Genomic DNA, 16090 nt, shown 5'->3' on the forward strand with positions numbered 1-16090 from the left:
ACCTTGATAGGGCGGAAAAAGCGACCGGTCAGTCGAACTTGCGCGAAGGGGCGAGCACCTTGGCCTCGCCGACCAGCACCGGCTTTCCATCGACCGAGCACTTGCAGTCCAGCATGACCCGTCGTTTCGAGAAGTCGATCTCGGTGACGGTGACCTCGGCCAGCACCGTGTCGCCGGGGCGCACGGGGGCGATGAACTTCAGAGTCTGGCCGAGGTAGACCGTGCCGTGCCCGGGCAGCTGCTCGCCGATCACCGCCGAGATCAACCCGGCGGTGAGCATGCCGTGGGCAATCCGCCCCTCGAAGATCGTGTCCTGCGCATAGGCATCGTCGAGATGCACCGGGTTGTGGTCGGTCGAGACCTCGGCAAAAAGCGCGATGTCGCGGTCGGTCACCTCTTTGCGCAGGTGCCGCGACATGCCCATCTCGATGTCTTCGATGCAGATCGTCCCGCGGGGCAGGTTGTCGAGCATCTTCTCCTCCATGATCTGCGGCCCGGTAATAAAGAAACTACTGAATGGGATCAGTTGGTAATTTTATTACTTCGCGGCCGCAGAAAATCAAGAGGAGAATTTGTATCTTTCAGCGCAGGAAGCCGATCGAGTAGGTCGGCGCCATCTGCTGTTCGGCGAGGTAGCGCTCGAGCGCCTCGGCCTCGGGCTGTCCGGCGGTCTTCGTCTCCTTGGCCGCGAGCCCGCCGGTGATGAACAGCGAGTCGATGTCCTCGCCCACCGCGCCGAGGATGTCTGTGCGGATGCCATCGCCGATGCAGAGGATCGCGCTATCGGGCACGCTGCGGTCGATCTCGGCGAGCCGGCGGCGTGCCAGATCATAGACCGGCGGATGCGGCTTGCCGAAGTAGAGGCTCTCGCCGCCCATCTCGGTGTAGAGCTGCGCAACCGCACCGGCGCACCATTCGCGGGTCTCGCCGCGGTCCACCACGATGTCGGGGTTGGCGCAAAGCAGCTTCATGCCCTTCTGCTTGGCGTAGAGCAGCTGCGGGCGCAGCTCGGAGGGATCCTCATGGGGATCGAATGGGCCGCAGCAGACGATGCCCTCGGCCTCTTCCAGCGCCACGCGCTCGATCGGCAGCGGGTTCTCTAGCAGCTTGATCGGCTCGAAGAAGGGCTCATCGAAGGGCGTGCCCATGAAATAGACCTTCTGGCCCACCTCGCCGCGGAACATCGCGACGCGGGCGCTGTCGCCGGAGGTCGCGATATTGTCCCAGGCGTCCTCGGGCACCCCGAAGACCTCGAGCTGCTTGACCACCTCGTGACGCGAACGCGGGGCATTGGTCAGGAGCACCACGGTGCCGCCCTGCGCGCGGAAGCGGCGCAGTGCCTCGATGGCGGCGGGGAAGGCCGTCACGCCGTCATGCACGCAGCCCCAGAGGTCGACGAAGGCCGCCTCGTAATTCTGCGAGATCTCGGAAAGCGACTGGATGATGCGGGTCATGGGAAGCCTTTGTCGGACTTGAGTGAGAGGGGTGCGCCCTTGATAGGGCAGCGCGGGCGATGAGGCCAGCGCCGAGGGGTCAGAGATGCGGGGTGACGGTATAGCCGAAGCTTGCGCATGCGCCGGGGGCGAAGCTGAGCGCGCCGGGGCGTTCCGAGAACTGCGCCGAGGCGCCTTCGGGCGCGTGCATCCCGTGCCAGGGCTCGACGCAGAGGAAGGGCGCGCCGGGCTTTTGCCAGAGCGCGAGGAAGGGCAGGTTCCGGAAGGTGAAATCGAGCCGGGGACCGCTGTCCGTGCCGTAGCTGAGCGCCGTCCCTGCACCTTCCGGGAAGATCATCGCGTCGGCCTCGAACTGGTCGTGGGCAAGGGTGAGCCTGCCCCTGGCGAAGGGCGAGGGCAGGCGGGTCGCGGGGAGCCGGCCACCGTCGAGCCGGGCCAGCGCGGGCTCGGCCGCATCGGCGAGGGTCACCCCATGCGGCTGCCCCTCGGCACCCGGCAGCGGCCAGGCAAAGGCGGGGTGGAAGCCAAGGCAGAATGGCAGCGGTGCGTCGCCGGTGTTGGTGACCTCGGCGGCGACCTTGAGAGTGCCGTCCTCAAGCGCGTGGGTCAGCGCCAAACGGAAGGCGAAAGGATATTGAGCGCGCGTATCCTCGCTGTCGGTCAGCACGTGGCGGCAGGAGGTTGCGGACCGTTCTTCAAGGTCGAAGGCGCTACGCCGGGCAAAGCCGTGCTGACCCATCTCGGTCTCGAAATCGCCGATGCGGATCCGGCCCTCGGGCGCCGAGCCCACGATGGGAAAGAGGATCGGCGCGCGACCGGACCACCAGGCGGGATCGCCCTGCCAGAGCAGCTCCTTGCCGCCCTTGGTAAAGCTCTGCATCTCGGCACCGAGTGCAGCGATGGTGACGGTGAGGTCGGCGTCGGAGAGGGTGACGAGATCGGTCATGGGAAGGCTCCGGGCAGGCTGGTCGCAGGACGAAGGACATGAAAAAGGGCACCCACCGGGGTGCCCTTCGAAACAAGGCGCGGCGCGGCGGCTCAGACCTTCAGGTTGGGGATGATCTGCTTCTTGCGCGACATGATGCCCGGCAGCACGACGGTGTCGCCCTCGACGGTCGCGCCGAAGCTCTTCTCTGCCACGGCCTTCACCAGATCGTTGGGCACCAGCAGCGTCGCCTCTTCCTTGAGGATGTCCACAACGAAGAGCAGCACCTCGTCGACGCCATCCTCGGCGGCCACGGTCTTGAAGCTCTGCATCAGGCTGTCCTTGCGGCCGAGCGGGATCTCGGGCGCGGTGGTTTCCAGTACCGAGACGCGGAACTTGGTGCCGCCGACCTCGTATTCCTTGCTGTCCATGCGGATCAGCTCGGCGTCGGAGAAGTCCGACACGTCCGACTTGGCGGCGAACATTTCCACGGCGAAGTCGGGGATGTCGACGCCGAGATCGGCGGCCAGCGTTTCGGCGACCGCGCGGTCGTGCGGTGTGGTGGTCGGCGAGCGGAAGGCCAGCGTGTCCGACAGGATGCAGGTCAGCGCCGCGCCCTTGATCGCCTCGGGCATCTTGACGAAGTCCTTGCCCATCAGGTCGATCATGACGGTGGCGGTGCAGGCCAGCGGGCGAACGGTGATGTCGATCGGTCCCTTGGTTTCCAGCCCGCCGACCAGCTTGTGGTGATCGATGATGGCGCGGATGTCAGCGCTGTTGATCGAAGCCGGAAGCTCGGCGGGGTTGTTGGTGTCGACGATGACCACGGGCGCATCCGCTTCGACATCACCGATGATCTCGGGCTTTTCGAGGCCCCAGTGCTCGAGCATGAAGGCGGCCTCGGTGTTGGGCTCGCCCAGCAGCACGGGCTTGGCTGCCACGCCCTTCACCTCGGTAAGGTACCACGCCCAGATGATCGGGCTGCCGGTGGAGTCGGTGTCGGGGGACTTGTGGCCAAAAACCAGGGTGGTCATTCGGGAAACTCCTCGGGTCTCATAGGGAGGTGCATTGGGGGTACAGCGCGTTGCCTTGCGGCTTTCGCGTGGGCTTATAGGGATTTGGCCGAGGCTTGTCACGCCGCCAAATGCCGGCGCTGCAGGCGCATTTGCGCCAAGTCCGCCACGTTCCCGCAGTGTTTCCGCCACGTTTCCGCGGTGTCATGGAACCGCGCCCGCCTGATTGCGTTGAGTGCCCCATAAGGAGGAACCAGAATGAGTTTCATGACCAGCCCGCGCCCGATCGATGCCGCCATGGATGTGCCGCCCGATCCGCGCCAGCCAATGACTGCCGAACAGGCGCAGCGCCTGCGCGATCTTTCCGAGCGTGCCGGGGAGCCCTTCGACGCCGAACTGACGCTTTGGCAGGCCGAACGCCGCATCGCCGAACTCGACGATCTCGCTGGAACGACCCCGCCGGCGGCTTGAAACCAGCGCCGCCCGATCGCGGCGGGGCGGGCAGGACTCCGCCCTTCCAAACAGAGCCGTGATGCGCTGGCCGGTGTTTTTCGTTTACCGGCTTCGCAAATCCTGATACCCGGCCCCCAAGCCCGCATGGGCAGATTGTTCAACGTTGAACCATCTTCGTTGGGAGGCCTACGACATGACCGATACCGCTCAGGAAAGCCTGCGTCAGGCGGCGCTTTTCTACCATGAAAACCCCAAGCCCGGCAAACTCGAGATCCGCGCCACCAAGCCCTTGGCGAACGGACGGGATCTGAGCCGTGCCTATTCCCCCGGCGTTGCCGAGGCCTGCCTCGAGATCAAGGCGGACCCCGCCAACGCCGCGCGCTACACCTCGCGCGGCAACCTTGTCGCGGTGGTCTCCAACGGCACCGCGGTGCTTGGCCTCGGCAACATCGGCCCACTGGCGTCGAAGCCGGTGATGGAGGGCAAGGCGGTCCTTTTCAAGAAATTCGCCAACATCGACTGCTTCGATCTCGAGCTCAACGAGCCCGACCCCGAGAAGCTGGCCGAGATCGTCTGCGCGCTCGAGCCGACCTTCGGTGCGATCAACCTCGAGGACATCAAGGCCCCCGATTGCTTCATCGTCGAGAAGATCTGCCGCGAGCGGATGAACATTCCCGTTTTCCACGATGACCAGCATGGCACCGCCATCGTGGTGGGCGCCGCGGCGACCAACGCGCTGCACGTGGCGGGCAAGTCTTTCGAGGACATCAAGATCGTCTCGACCGGCGGCGGCGCGGCCGGCATCGCCTGCCTCAACATGCTGGTGAAGCTCGGCGTCAAGCGCGAGAACATCTGGCTCTGCGATATCCACGGTCTCGTCTACGAGGGCCGCGAGGAAGACATGAACCCGCAGAAGGCCGCCTTTGCCCAGGCCACCGACAAGCGCACACTGGACGATGTGATCGAGGGCGCGGACCTCTTCCTCGGCCTGTCGGGCCCTGGTGTCCTGAAGCCCGAGCAGGTGGCCAAGATGGCGGCGCGCCCGATCATCTTCGCGCTGGCCAACCCGACGCCCGAGATCATGCCCGACCTCGCGCGCAGCGTGGCGCCCGACGCGATCATCGCCACCGGCCGCAGCGACTTCCCGAACCAGGTCAACAACGTCCTGTGCTTCCCCTTCATCTTCCGGGGCGCGCTCGACGTCGGCGCGACCGAGATCAACGATGCCATGCAGGTCGCCTGCGTCGAGGGGATCGCGGCGCTGGCCCGCGCCACCACCTCGGCCGAGGCCGCCGCCGCCTACCATGGCGAGCAGCTGACCTTTGGCGCAGACTACCTGATCCCCAAGCCCTTCGACCCGCGGCTTTCCGCCGTGGTCTCGTCGGCCGTGGCCAAGGCGGCGATGGAGACCGGCGTGGCGCAGCGCCCGGTGGCGGATCTCAAGGCTTACAAGGACTCGCTCAACGCCTCGGTGTTCAAATCGGCGCTGCTGATGCGGCCGGTCTTCGATGCGGCAGCGACCGCCGCGCGCAAGATCGTCTTCGCCGAGGGCGAGGACGAGCGCGTGCTGCGCGCCGCGCAGGCAATCCTCGAGGAAACCACCGAGACCCCGATCCTCATCGGCCGTCCCGAAGTGCTGGAGATGCGCTGCGAGCGCCTCGGCCTCACCGTGCGCCCCGGCCGTGACTTCCACGTGGTGAACCCCGAGAACGACCCGCGCTACCGCGACTACTGGGAAACCTACCACGGCATCATGGCGCGCCGCGGCGTGACGCCCGATCTGGCGCGCGCGGTAATGCGCACCAACCTGACCGCCATCGGCGCTGTCATGGTGCATCGCGGCGAGGCCGACGCGCTGATCTGCGGCACCTTCGGCGAATACCGCTGGCACCTCAACTACGTCACGCAAGTGCTTGGCAGCGCACGGGCGCAGCCGCATGGCGCACTCTCGATGATGATCCTTGAAGACGGCCCGCTGTTCATTTCGGACACGCAGATCTGGATCGAGCCGACGCCCGAGCAGATCGCCCTGACCGCCATCGGTGCGGCGCGCCACGTGCGGCGCTTCGGGCTAGAGCCCAAGGTCGCGCTCTGCTCGCGCTCGCAGTTCGGCAATCAGGCCGACGGTTCGGGCCCGCGCATCCGCAAGGCGCTCGAGATCCTCGACAGCGCGCCGCGTGACTTCGTCTACGAGGGCGAGATGCATGTCGACAGCGCGCTCGATCCCGAGCTGCGCGAGCGCCTGCTGCCGAACGGTCGGATGAAGGGTGCGGCCAACGTGCTGGTCTTTGCCGAGGCCGACGCCGCCTCGGGCGTGCGCAACATCCTCAAGGTGAAGGCGGGCGGTCTGGAAGTCGGGCCGATCCTCATGGGTATGGGCAACCGCGCGCATATCGTGACCCCGTCGATCACCGCGCGCGGGCTCCTCAATATGGCCGCCGTCGCCGGCACGCCCGTCGCGCATTACGGCTGACGCCTCCGCTTTGCGGAATGCGGGCCGCGGCAGGGGGGGAGCCTTGCCGCGGCCCGGTCCGCCCGGCAGGGGATGCCGGGCGAGGGGGCGCAGCTGCTGGCACGCTGCCGAGTGCCCCTCCGATCGAGGTTCATCCGGAACGCGTGACGTCAGGGATGGTTCCCGCGGTGAAGGAAAATCTCGATCGCTCGCAGGAGCCGGTATAGCGGTACCTTCCGGCCAAGCTGTCTGCGGCCCAGCTGGCGGGGGCGACCACCGCCGGTAAAATCGCCAAGAGTTTGCAAAAAAACCACGCGATTTGCAGAAGAATTTGCATCACGCCGGGCTTTGCAAAGTTTTCCGCAAGATGCTTCGCAAAAAACAGCAAACTTCTGCGTCCTTCTGTCCCTGTGCGCGGTAACAGGCTTGCCGGGGGATGGCTCCGAGCCGTATCAAAATTGCGCACCGCTGTGGAGACGGGCGCAAGGAGGAGGCACCATGGGCTACAAGGACATCTACGCCGACTGGGCATCGAACCCCGAGGGATTCTGGATGCAGGCCGCCGAGGCGATCGACTGGGACAAGGCCCCCTCGAAGGCGCTCTTCGACAAGGGCGAAGGCATGTTCGAATGGTTCGCCGACGGGCTCACCAACACCTGCTGGAACGCCGTCGACCGCCATGTCGAGAACGGCCGGGGCGAGCAGGTGGCGATCATCTGGGACAGCCCGATCACCCACACCAAGCGCGAGATCACCTATGTCGAGCTGCGCAACCGCGTCGCCACGCTGGCCGGCGCGCTGCGCGCCAAGGGCGTCGAGAAGGGCGACCGGGTGATCATCTATATGCCGATGATCCCCGAGGCGCTCGAGGCGATGCTCGCCTGCGCCCGGCTCGGCGCGATCCACTCGGTGGTCTTCGGCGGCTTTGCCGCGCATGAGCTGGCGGTGCGCATCGACGATGCCAAGCCCAAGTGCATCATCGCCGCCTCCTGCGGGCTCGAGCCGAACCGCGTGGTGCACTACAAGCCGCTGCTCGACGGCGCCATCGACGCTGCAACCCACAAGCCCGACTTCTGCGTGATCTTCCAGCGCGAGCAGGAAGTGGCGACGCTGACCCCGGGCCGCGACGTGAACTGGCACGGCTTCCAGTACGGCGTCGAGCCGGCCGAATGCGTGCCGGTCGAGGGCAACCACCCGGCCTACATCCTCTACACCTCGGGCACCACCGGCCAGCCCAAGGGCGTCGTGCGCCACACCGGCGGGCACCTCGTGGCGCTGAACTGGACGATGAAGAACATCTACAATGTCGAGCCCGGCGACCGCTTCTGGGCCGCTTCGGACGTCGGCTGGGTCGTCGGTCACAGCTACATCTGCTATGCGCCGCTGATCCACGGCAACACCACCATCGTCTTCGAGGGCAAGCCTGTCGGGACCCCCGACGCGGGCACCTTCTGGCGGGTGATCTCCGAGCACAAGGTGAAGAGCTTCTTCACCGCGCCGACCGCTTTCAGGGCCGTGAAACGCGAGGATCCCAAGGGCGAGTGCGTTCGCAAATACGACCTGAGCTGCCTTCAGGCGGTCTACCTCGCCGGTGAGCGCGCCGATCCGGACACCATCCAGTGGGCGCAGACCCAGCTGGGCGTGCCGGTGATCGACCACTGGTGGCAGACCGAGACCGGCTTTGCCATCGCCGCCAACCCGCTGGGGATCGAGCAGCTGCCGGTCAAGCTGGGCAGCCCTTCGGTGCCGATGCCGGGCTACGACGTGCGCATCCTCGACGAGGGTGGCCACGAGGTGAAGGACGGCGAGCTGGGCGCCATCGCCATCAAGCTGCCGCTGCCGCCGGGCACGCTGCCGACGCTGTGGAATGCCGAGGACCGCTTCAAGTCGGCCTATCTCACCCATTTCCCCGGCTATTACGAGACCGGCGACGCGGGAATGAAGGACGCGGACGGCTATCTCTACATCATGTCCCGCACCGACGACGTGATCAATGTGGCCGGCCACCGTCTCTCGACCGGCGCGATGGAGGAGGTGCTGTCGAACCACCCCGATGTCGCCGAATGCGCGGTGATCGGGGTGAGCGACGCGCTCAAGGGGCAGCTGCCCATGGGGTTCCTGTGCCTCAACGCCGGCTGCGACCGCCCGCACGACGAGGTGGTCAGGGAGGCGGTGAAGCTGGTGCGCGACCAGATCGGCCCGGTGGCGGCCTTCAAGCTCTGCACCGTGGTCGACCGGCTGCCGAAGACCCGCTCGGGCAAGATCCTGCGCGCCACCATGGTCAAGATCGCCGATGGCGCCGAGTTCAAGACCCCCGCGACGATCGACGATCCCGCCATCCTCGGCGAGATCCGCGAGGCGGTGACGCCGCTGGGATACGCCAAGGAGAACGCCTGACCGGGCTGACCGGGCGCCACTTCGGTGCCCCGCGCACACGCCTGTGTGACCGCAGGCGTCTCTGGACGTGTTATCCTGCGGGCGTGAGCAGAGGAGGCCCCCGATGACCGAACAGACCCGGATGACCGCAACGGACTTCAGCCCGGAGCTGCTGGAGCTCTACGATTTCTACGCCCACGGCATGATCACCAAGCGCGAGTTTCTCGATCGCGCCGGCACGTTTGCCGTGGGCGGGCTGACCGCCGCCGCGATCCTGTCGATGATGAGCCCGGATTACGCGTTGGCCGAACAGGTCAGCTTCAACGATCCAAACATTCTCGCCGAGTGGATCACCTATCCCTCGCCCAACGGCCATGGCGAGATGCGCGCCTACCTCGTGCGCCCAACCGGACGCGGGGCCGCGCCGGGCGTCGTGGTGGTGCACGAGAACCGCGGCCTCAACCCCTATATCCAGGACGTCGCGCGGCGGCTCGCCAAGGCCGGGTTCATCGCCATGGCTCCGGACGGGCTGACGCCGCTGGGGGGGCTATCCCGGAAACGACGAGGAAGGCCGGGCGCTGCAACAGCAGGTCGATGGCGAGAAGCTGATGAACGATTTCTTCGCCGCCGTCGAATTCCTCATGGCCCATGACGCGGTGACCGGCAAGGTCGGCATCACCGGTTTCTGCTACGGCGGCGGCGTAGCCAATGCCGCGGCGGTGGCCTATCCCGAGCTGGGTGCCGCGGTGCCTTTCTACGGGCGCCAGCCCGACGCCGCCGACGTGCCACGGATTAGGGCGCCGATCCTGCTGCATTACGGCGCGCTCGACGAGCGGGTCAATGCCGGCTGGCCCGCCTACAAGGAGGCTCTGGAGGCCAACGGCAAGACCTTCGAGGCATATATCTACGAGGGTGCCAACCACGGCTTCCACAACGACTCCACGCCGCGCTACGACGCCGAGGCGGCGGAGCTTGCGTGGTCGCGCACCCTCGACTGGTTCAACAGGTATCTCGGCTGAGCGGGCCCGCGCGCCCGGCTAGTCGGATCGGGGCAGCAGCACCCCCACGGCAAGCTCCGGCTCGGCACCGCCGCCCTGCGCCTTGCGATATTCGGCGGGTGTGATGCCACGCTCGGCCTTCAGCGTGCGCGACAGGTGCGGCCCGTCGCAGAAGCCGCAGGCCAGCGCCACCTCGGTGACCGAGGCATCGGTGCCGCGCAGCCGGATCAGCGCCCGCTCGAGCCGCAGCTCCATGTAGGCCTTGAGCGGGGTCTGCTTGAGGTCCGCGAGGAAGCGCCGTTCCAGCGTCCGGCGCGAGGTGCCGAGCTCGCGGGCGATCTCGTCGATAGGCTTCGGCATCTCGATGTGCTGCTGCATCCGCAGCACTGCGCGTTTCACCAACTCGTCGCGGGCGCGGCGGGTGAGTGCCTGCCCGGGCTGCGCCTTCTCGCCGCTCATCGCCTCGTCGATCATCATGATGTTGAGACTCTTGATCGCCGCCGACTGGCCGATGTGGCGCTGCACGAGGAATGCCGCGAGATGCGCCGCGCCATGCCCGCCCGAACAGGTCAGCCGGTCGCGGTCGACCACGAAGATCTGGTCCGAGACGGGGGTTTCCGCTTCGAACCGATCTACGAAATCCTGATGGTGGAACCAGCTCACGCAGCAGCGGTAGCCCTTGAGCAGCCCCAGTTCCTGCAGGATGAACACACCGGTACAGAGGCCGACCACCGGCACACCGGCCGCCGCCTGCCGCTTGAGATAGGCGAGTTCGGCAGGACTCAGCGCCGCCTCGTCGCTGATCAGCCCACCCACGACCACCAGATAATCGTAGCTCCCGGCATTGCGCAGCCGGGTTTCGGGCTGCACCCGCACGCCGCAGCTCGAGCGGACCGGGCCGAGCGTGTCCGAGAGCACCGTCCACTCGCAGAGGATCGGGCGGGACATGTCGGCCTCGTCGGCGGCGAGCCGCAGCACATCGACGAAATTGGCGAAGGCCGAGAGGGTGAACCGCCCCGCGAGAAGAAAGGCGACACGCAGGCGCTTGTTGGGCTGGGCAGGGGGCATGGCGGGATTCTTCATGGTTTGGCGGAAACGTACAGGCGAAGATCGCACAGGGGAAGGGCTCATCGGTCCGCCAGCCCGCCCGCACCCTGCGCGGAGGTGCCAGAGCGCCGGAAAACGAGATTTGACGCTTCAGTTCATTTCAGATGGCGCATTTCTTCACATCCATGCCCGCCGTATAACTTAGCAAGGCCCCTCAGCACTCCCACCACAGCCGGGGCCCGCCAATGACGCGCTTCAACGCCTTTTCCCTCCTCAAGAACGCCGTGACCGGCCATAAGGGCTGGACCGAGCAATGGCCGGACAGCCAGCCGAAGGCCGAGTACGACGTGGTCGTCGTCGGTGCCGGCGGGCACGGGCTCGGCGCGGCCTATTACCTTGCCGCCCAGCACGGCATCACCAATATCGCGGTGATCGACAAGGGCTGGCTCGGCGGCGGCAACACCGGGCGCAACACCACGATCATCCGCTCGAACTACCTCTATGACGAGAGCGCGCGGCTGTTCGACCATTCGGTGGACCTGTGGCAGACCCTCAGCCAGGAGCTGAACTACAACGTCATGTACTCCAACCGCGGCGTGCTGATGCTGGCGCACACGGTGCATGACGTGCAGAGCTTCAAGCGGCACGTGCACGCCAACCGGCTCAACGGCGTCGACAACCGCTGGCTTACGCCGCAGGAGTGCAAGGAGTACTGCCCGCCGATCAACATCTCCAAGACCTCGCGCTACCCGGTGATGGGCGGCGCGCTGCAGGAGCGGGCGGGCACGGCGCGGCATGACGCGGTGGCCTGGGGCTATGCCCGGGGCGCGGCGGCGCGCGGCGTCGACATCATCCAGAACTGCGCGGTGACCGCGATCCGCCGCAACCCCGACGGCTCGGTCGCGGGCGTCGACACCGAGAAGGGCTTCATCAAGGCGAAGAAGGTCGCGGTCTCGGCCTCGGGCCACAACACGCAGGTGATGGCCACCGCCGATGTGCGCCTGCCGCTCGAGTCGATGCCGCTGCAGGCGCTGGTCTCCGAGCCGGTGAAGCCGATCTTCCCCTGCGTGGTCATGTCCAACGCCGTGCACGCCTATTGCAGCCAGTCCGACAAGGGCGAGCTGGTCATCGGCTCGGGCACCGACCAATACGTCAGCTATTCCCAGCGCGGCGGCCTGCCGCTGATCGAACATACCATCGCGGCGATCTCGGAGGTCTTCCCGATCTTCAACCGCATGCGGATGCTGCGCAAATGGGCGGGGATCACCGACAACACCCCGGACCGCTCGCCGATCATCGGCAAGACCCCGGTGAAGAACCTCTACGTCAACTGCGGCTGGGGGACGGGCGGCTTCAAGGCCACGCCGGGCTCGGCGCATGTCTTCGCCTGGACCATCGCCAAGGACGAGCCCCACCCGATCAACGCCCCCTTCACGCTCGACCGGTTCCGCACCGGCCGGCTGATCGACGAAGCCGCCGCGGCCGCAGTTGCGCATTAAGGACGACGCCCATGCTTCTGATTCATTGCCCCTATTGCGACGAGACGCTGCCCGAGGTCGAGTTCACCTATGCCGGCGAGGCGCACATTGCCCGCCCCGAGAACCCCTCGGAGATGAGCGACGACGCCTGGCAGCAGTTCCTCTTCATGCGTGACAACGTGAAGGGCGACCACTTCGAGCGCTGGCGCCACCTGCATGGCTGCGGACGCTTCTTCAACGCCGTGCGCAACACCGTCACCGACAAGTTCCTCACCACCTACAAGGCGGGCGCGCCCCGTCCCGATCTCGCCGCGCTGAAGGAGGGCCAGAAATGAGCAGCTACCGCGTTTCCGGCAAGGGCAGGGTCAACCAGACCCGCCCGGTGAACTTCACCTTCGACGGCAAGACCTACCAGGGCTTCGAGGGCGACACGGTTGCCTCGGCGCTCTTGGCCAATGGCGTGCACCTGATGGGCCGCTCGTTCAAGTACCACCGCCCGCGCGGGCCGGTGGCGGCGGGCTCCGAAGAGCCCAACGCGCTGATCGGCACCCGCCGCGGCCCGGCCGCTACGAGCCCAACACCCGCGCCACGGTGCAGGAGATCTGGGGCGGGCTCGAGACCACCTCGCAGAACAAGTTCCCGAGCCTGAAGTTCGACATCGGCGCAGTGAACGACGGCGCCTACATGCTGTTCTCGGCCGGGTTCTACTACAAGACCTTTATGTGGCCGCGCAGCTTCTGGGACAAGGTCTACGAGCCCTTCATCCGCGCCGCCGCCGGGCTCGGTGTCAGCCCGACCGAGGAGGACCCCGACAGCTACGCCTCGCGCAACCTGCATTGCGACGTGCTGATCGTCGGCGCCGGGCCGTCTGGTATTGCCGCCGCGCGCGTGGCGGCGGAGGCGGGCCTGAAGGTCGTGCTGGTCGACGAGAACGCGGAAGCGGGCGGCACGCTGCTGTCCGAGCCGCAGGCGCAGATCGACGGCGCTGCCGCGTGGGACTGGCTGGCCGCCGAGCTGGCCGCGCTGAAGGCGGCAGGCGTCAAGGTCATGACCCGTACCACCGCCATCGGATACTACCACCAGAACCTCATCGGCCTTTGCGAGCGGCTGACCGACCACCTGCCGAACCTGCCCGCCGACACCCCGCGCGAGCGGCTGTGGCGGGTACGCGCGAAGCAGGTGGTGCTGGCGCAGGGCGCGCTGGAAAAGCCGCTGGTGTTCCACGGCAACGACCGCCCCGGCGTGATGCTGGCGGGTTCGGCGCAGACCTATCTCAACCGCTACGGCGTGCTGGTGGGCCAGCGCCCCGTCGTGCTGACCTCGCATGACAGCGCCTGGTACGCCGCCTTCGATCTGTCGGACGCGGGTGCCAAGGTGCAGGCGATCGCCGACACCCGGGGCAGCGTCAACGAAGAGCTGCTGGCCGGGGCCCGCCAGCGCGGCATCCCGGTCAAGCTCGGGCGCACCGCCACCGCCACCAAGGGCCGCCTGCGGGTGAGCTCGATCCGGCTCAACCCGGTGTCAGGCGGCAAGGTCGGTTCGGGCGAGGACATCGCCTGCGACGCGGTGTTGATGTCGGGCGGCTGGACGCCCTCGCTGCACCTCTTCTCGCACACCAAGGGCACGCTGGCCTGGGACGACGACCGCACCACCTTCCTGCCCGAGCGCACGCCGGAGGATTGCGTCATCGCCGGCGCGAGCCGCGGTCTCTGGGGCATCGAGGCGGTGCTGAACGACGGCGCCGAGAAGGGCCGGGAGGTCGTGGCGGCGCTCGGCAAGTCTGCCGGAGCCCACGCATATGGCGTCGCGCAGGACCGTCCCGGCACCGGCGTGTCGCACAAGGAACTGCCGACCGACCGCTCGGCCGGCAAGGCCAAGGCCTTCGTCGACTACCAGAACGACGTGACCGCCAAGGACCTGCGCCTTGCGGTGCGCGAAGGGATGCGCTCGATCGAGCACGTCAAGCGCTACACCACCAACGGCATGGCCACCGACCAGGGCAAGATGTCCAATATCAATGGCCTCAACATCGCCGCGGATGCGCTTGGAAGGAAACAGCCTTCTGTCGGTCTGACCACTTTCCGCCCGCCCTATACGCCGACCAGCTTCGGCGCCTTCGCGGGCTATCATCGCGGTGGGCATTTCGAGGTGACCCGCAAGACCCAGATCGACCTCTGGGCCGAGGAACATGGCGCGGTCTTCGAGCCGGTCGGCCAGTGGCGCCGGGCGTGGTACTTCCCGCAGGCGGGCGAGGACATGGAGGCTGCCGTCTCGCGCGAGTGCAAGGCGACCCGCGCCAGCGTCGGCATCTTCGACGCCTCGACGCTGGGCAAGATCGAGGTCGTGGGCCCCGATGCGGTCGAGTTCATGAACCGCATGTACACCAACCCCTGGACCAAGCTCGCGCCGGGCCGCTGCCGCTATGGCCTGCTCTGCGGCGACGACGGCTTCATCCGCGACGACGGCGTCATCGGCCGCATGGGGCAGGACAAGTTCCACGTCACCACCACCACCGGTGGCGCGGCGCGGGTGCTGAACATGATGGAAGACTACCTGCAGACCGAGTGGCCCGACCTGAACGTCTGGCTGACCTCGACGACTGAGCAATGGTCCACCGTCGCGCTCAACGGCCCCAACGCTGCGAAGCTGCTGGCGCCGCTGGTCGAAGGCGTCGAGCTGACCGAGGAGGCCTTCCCGCACATGTCCTGCGTCGAGTGCAGCGTCGCCGGAATGCCGGCGCGGCTGTTCCGGGTCAGCTTCACCGGCGAGATCGGCTTCGAGGTCAACGTGCCCGCACCGATGGGCCGCAAGCTCTGGGAGGCGCTCTGGGAGGCAGGCCAAGAGTTCAACATCACCGCCTATGGCACGGAAACCATGCACGTTCTGCGTGCCGAGAAGGGCTACATCATCGTGGGGCAGGACACCGACGGCACGGTCACGCCCTATGACGCGGGCATGGGCTGGTCCGTGGGCAAGGCCAAGCCCGACTTCGTCGGCAAGCGGGGCCTCGCGCGGCCCGACCTCGTGGCCGAGGGCCGCAAGCAGCTGGTCGGCCTGCTGACCGAGGATGGCAGCAAGCTCGAGGAGGGGGCGCAGATCGTCTTCGACCCGAAGCAGGCGATCCCGATGACCATGGTCGGCCACGTGACGTCTTCCTACCACTCCGACGCGGCGGGCCGTCCCATCGCGCTGGCCCTGGTGCAGGGCGGCCACGGGCGGATGGGCGAGACCGTGCACATCCCGATGCCCGACCGCACCATCGCCGCCAAGATCACCTCGACGATCTTCGTCGATCCCGAAAACGCCCGCCTGAAGATCTGAGGAGGCTTTGATGAACGCTCCGCTTTCCGCCTTCCCGCCCGCCACGCTGGCCGAAACCTCGGCTGCCAAGGTGAGCTCGGTACTGCCAAAGGTGCGCTTCTCGCTGCGCGCCCGGGGCGAGCTGATCCCGCTCGAGCAGGCGCTCGGGGTCGCGCTGCCGCGCAAGATCGGCGAGACCGTCAAGGGCGCCGTCGAGGTGGCCTGCCTCGGTCCCGACGAGTGGCTGGTGCTGGCCGCCGAGGCCGCGCCTGTGGCAGGCGCCTGCGCCGAGGTCTACGCGGCTCTGCCGCACAGCCTCGTCGAGATCTCGGCCCGCGAGGTGACCTTCGTCATCGAGGGGACGAGGGCCGCCGAGCTGATGACCATCGGCTGCGCGCGTGACATCGATGCCCTCAAGGTGGGCTCGGCCCGACGCACGCTCTTCGATGGCGCCACCGTCACGCTCTGGCGCGATGCCGAGGACCGTTTCCGCATGGACGTGTGGAACAGCTTCGCCCCGCACCTGCTGCATCTTCTGCAGGTCGGCGCACGTGAACTTGCTGCAGAAAGTGTCTGATACCATGGGCGTTTTGA

At 67.0% G+C, this 16090-nt stretch carries 12 protein-coding genes and 2 pseudogenes; 8 read left to right on the forward strand and 6 right to left on the reverse strand.

Going from position 1 to position 16090, the window contains the following annotated elements; translation table 11 throughout:
- Positions 1-28: 28 nt before the first annotated feature.
- The 4 genes from CLG85_RS02195 to CLG85_RS02210 all read right to left on the reverse strand — a co-directional run bounded on the left by CLG85_RS02195 (position 29) and on the right by CLG85_RS02210 (position 3413).
- Positions 29-472, reverse strand: a complete 444-nt coding sequence (locus CLG85_RS02195; protein WP_095881988.1) for a MaoC family dehydratase — start codon at positions 470-472, stop codon at positions 29-31.
- Positions 473-581: 109 nt separating this feature from the next.
- A complete protein-coding gene (locus CLG85_RS02200) occupies positions 582-1454 on the reverse strand; it encodes a TIGR01459 family HAD-type hydrolase (RefSeq protein ID WP_095881987.1) in 873 nt (290 codons plus the stop codon).
- Between the two features lie 79 nt (positions 1455-1533).
- On the reverse strand, positions 1534-2400 hold the full coding sequence (locus CLG85_RS02205; protein WP_260348366.1) for an aldose 1-epimerase family protein: 867 nt from the start codon (positions 2398-2400) through the stop codon (positions 1534-1536).
- Positions 2401-2492: 92 nt separating this feature from the next.
- The gene (locus CLG85_RS02210; RefSeq protein ID WP_095883404.1) at positions 2493-3413 is read right to left on the reverse strand and encodes a manganese-dependent inorganic pyrophosphatase; all 921 of its coding nucleotides are present in this window, start codon (positions 3411-3413) and stop codon (positions 2493-2495) included.
- A 237-nt stretch (positions 3414-3650) separates the two neighbouring features.
- On the opposite strand from CLG85_RS02210, the gene CLG85_RS02215 reads away from it, so the two are divergent.
- Both CLG85_RS02215 and CLG85_RS02220 read left to right on the forward strand, forming a co-directional pair.
- Positions 3651-3863 carry a DUF3072 domain-containing protein gene (locus CLG85_RS02215; RefSeq protein WP_095883403.1) on the forward strand — a complete coding sequence of 71 codons (213 nt, stop codon included), beginning with the start codon at positions 3651-3653 and terminating at the stop codon, positions 3861-3863.
- Positions 3864-4038: 175 nt separating this feature from the next.
- Entirely contained in the window at positions 4039-6318 is a 2280-nt protein-coding gene (locus tag CLG85_RS02220) for an NADP-dependent malic enzyme (RefSeq protein WP_095883402.1), read from the forward strand.
- 130 nt (positions 6319-6448) lie between these two features.
- Here CLG85_RS02220 and CLG85_RS02225 read toward each other — a convergent pair whose 3' ends face one another.
- Entirely contained in the window at positions 6449-6685 is a 237-nt protein-coding gene (locus CLG85_RS02225) for a hypothetical protein (RefSeq protein ID WP_260348367.1), read from the reverse strand.
- 110 nt (positions 6686-6795) lie between these two features.
- Here CLG85_RS02225 and prpE point away from each other — a divergent pair, with 110 nt between their 5' ends.
- Together prpE and yghX are read left to right on the forward strand one after the other, a co-directional pair.
- Entirely contained in the window at positions 6796-8694 is a 1899-nt protein-coding gene (prpE, locus tag CLG85_RS02230; RefSeq protein ID WP_095883217.1) for a propionate-CoA ligase PrpE, read from the forward strand.
- Positions 8695-8797: 103 nt separating this feature from the next.
- A pseudogene (gene yghX, locus CLG85_RS02235) lies at positions 8798-9692 on the forward strand (YghX family hydrolase).
- Positions 9693-9710: 18 nt separating this feature from the next.
- On the opposite strand, the gene CLG85_RS02240 reads toward yghX, so the two are convergent.
- Positions 9711-10739, reverse strand: coding sequence for a GlxA family transcriptional regulator (locus CLG85_RS02240; protein WP_095883215.1), 1029 nt, complete (start codon positions 10737-10739; stop codon positions 9711-9713).
- Positions 10740-10963: 224 nt separating this feature from the next.
- Here CLG85_RS02240 and CLG85_RS02245 point away from each other — a divergent pair, with 224 nt between their 5' ends.
- The 4 genes and pseudogenes from CLG85_RS02245 (at position 10964) to CLG85_RS02260 (ending at position 16073) form a co-directional block, all read left to right on the forward strand.
- Positions 10964-12217: a sarcosine oxidase subunit beta family protein gene (locus CLG85_RS02245; RefSeq protein WP_260348371.1), complete on the forward strand. Its 1254-nt coding sequence runs from the start codon at positions 10964-10966 to the stop codon at positions 12215-12217.
- Between the two features lie 11 nt (positions 12218-12228).
- Positions 12229-12531 (forward strand): sarcosine oxidase subunit delta, encoded by a 303-nt coding sequence (locus CLG85_RS02250; RefSeq protein ID WP_095882167.1) that lies wholly within the window; start codon positions 12229-12231, stop codon positions 12529-12531.
- Positions 12528-15517, forward strand: a pseudogene (locus CLG85_RS02255) (sarcosine oxidase subunit alpha). The gene CLG85_RS02250 and the pseudogene CLG85_RS02255 overlap by 4 nt, the downstream one beginning before the upstream one ends.
- A gap of 10 nt (positions 15518-15527) precedes the next feature.
- Positions 15528-16073 carry a sarcosine oxidase subunit gamma gene (locus tag CLG85_RS02260; protein ID WP_095882169.1) on the forward strand — a complete coding sequence of 182 codons (546 nt, stop codon included), beginning with the start codon at positions 15528-15530 and terminating at the stop codon, positions 16071-16073.
- Positions 16074-16090: the final 17 nt, after the last annotated feature.

The sequence above is a fragment of the Alloyangia mangrovi genome (genome assembly GCF_002300555.2).
Taxonomy (GTDB): Bacteria; Pseudomonadota; Alphaproteobacteria; order Rhodobacterales; family Rhodobacteraceae; genus Salipiger; species Salipiger mangrovi.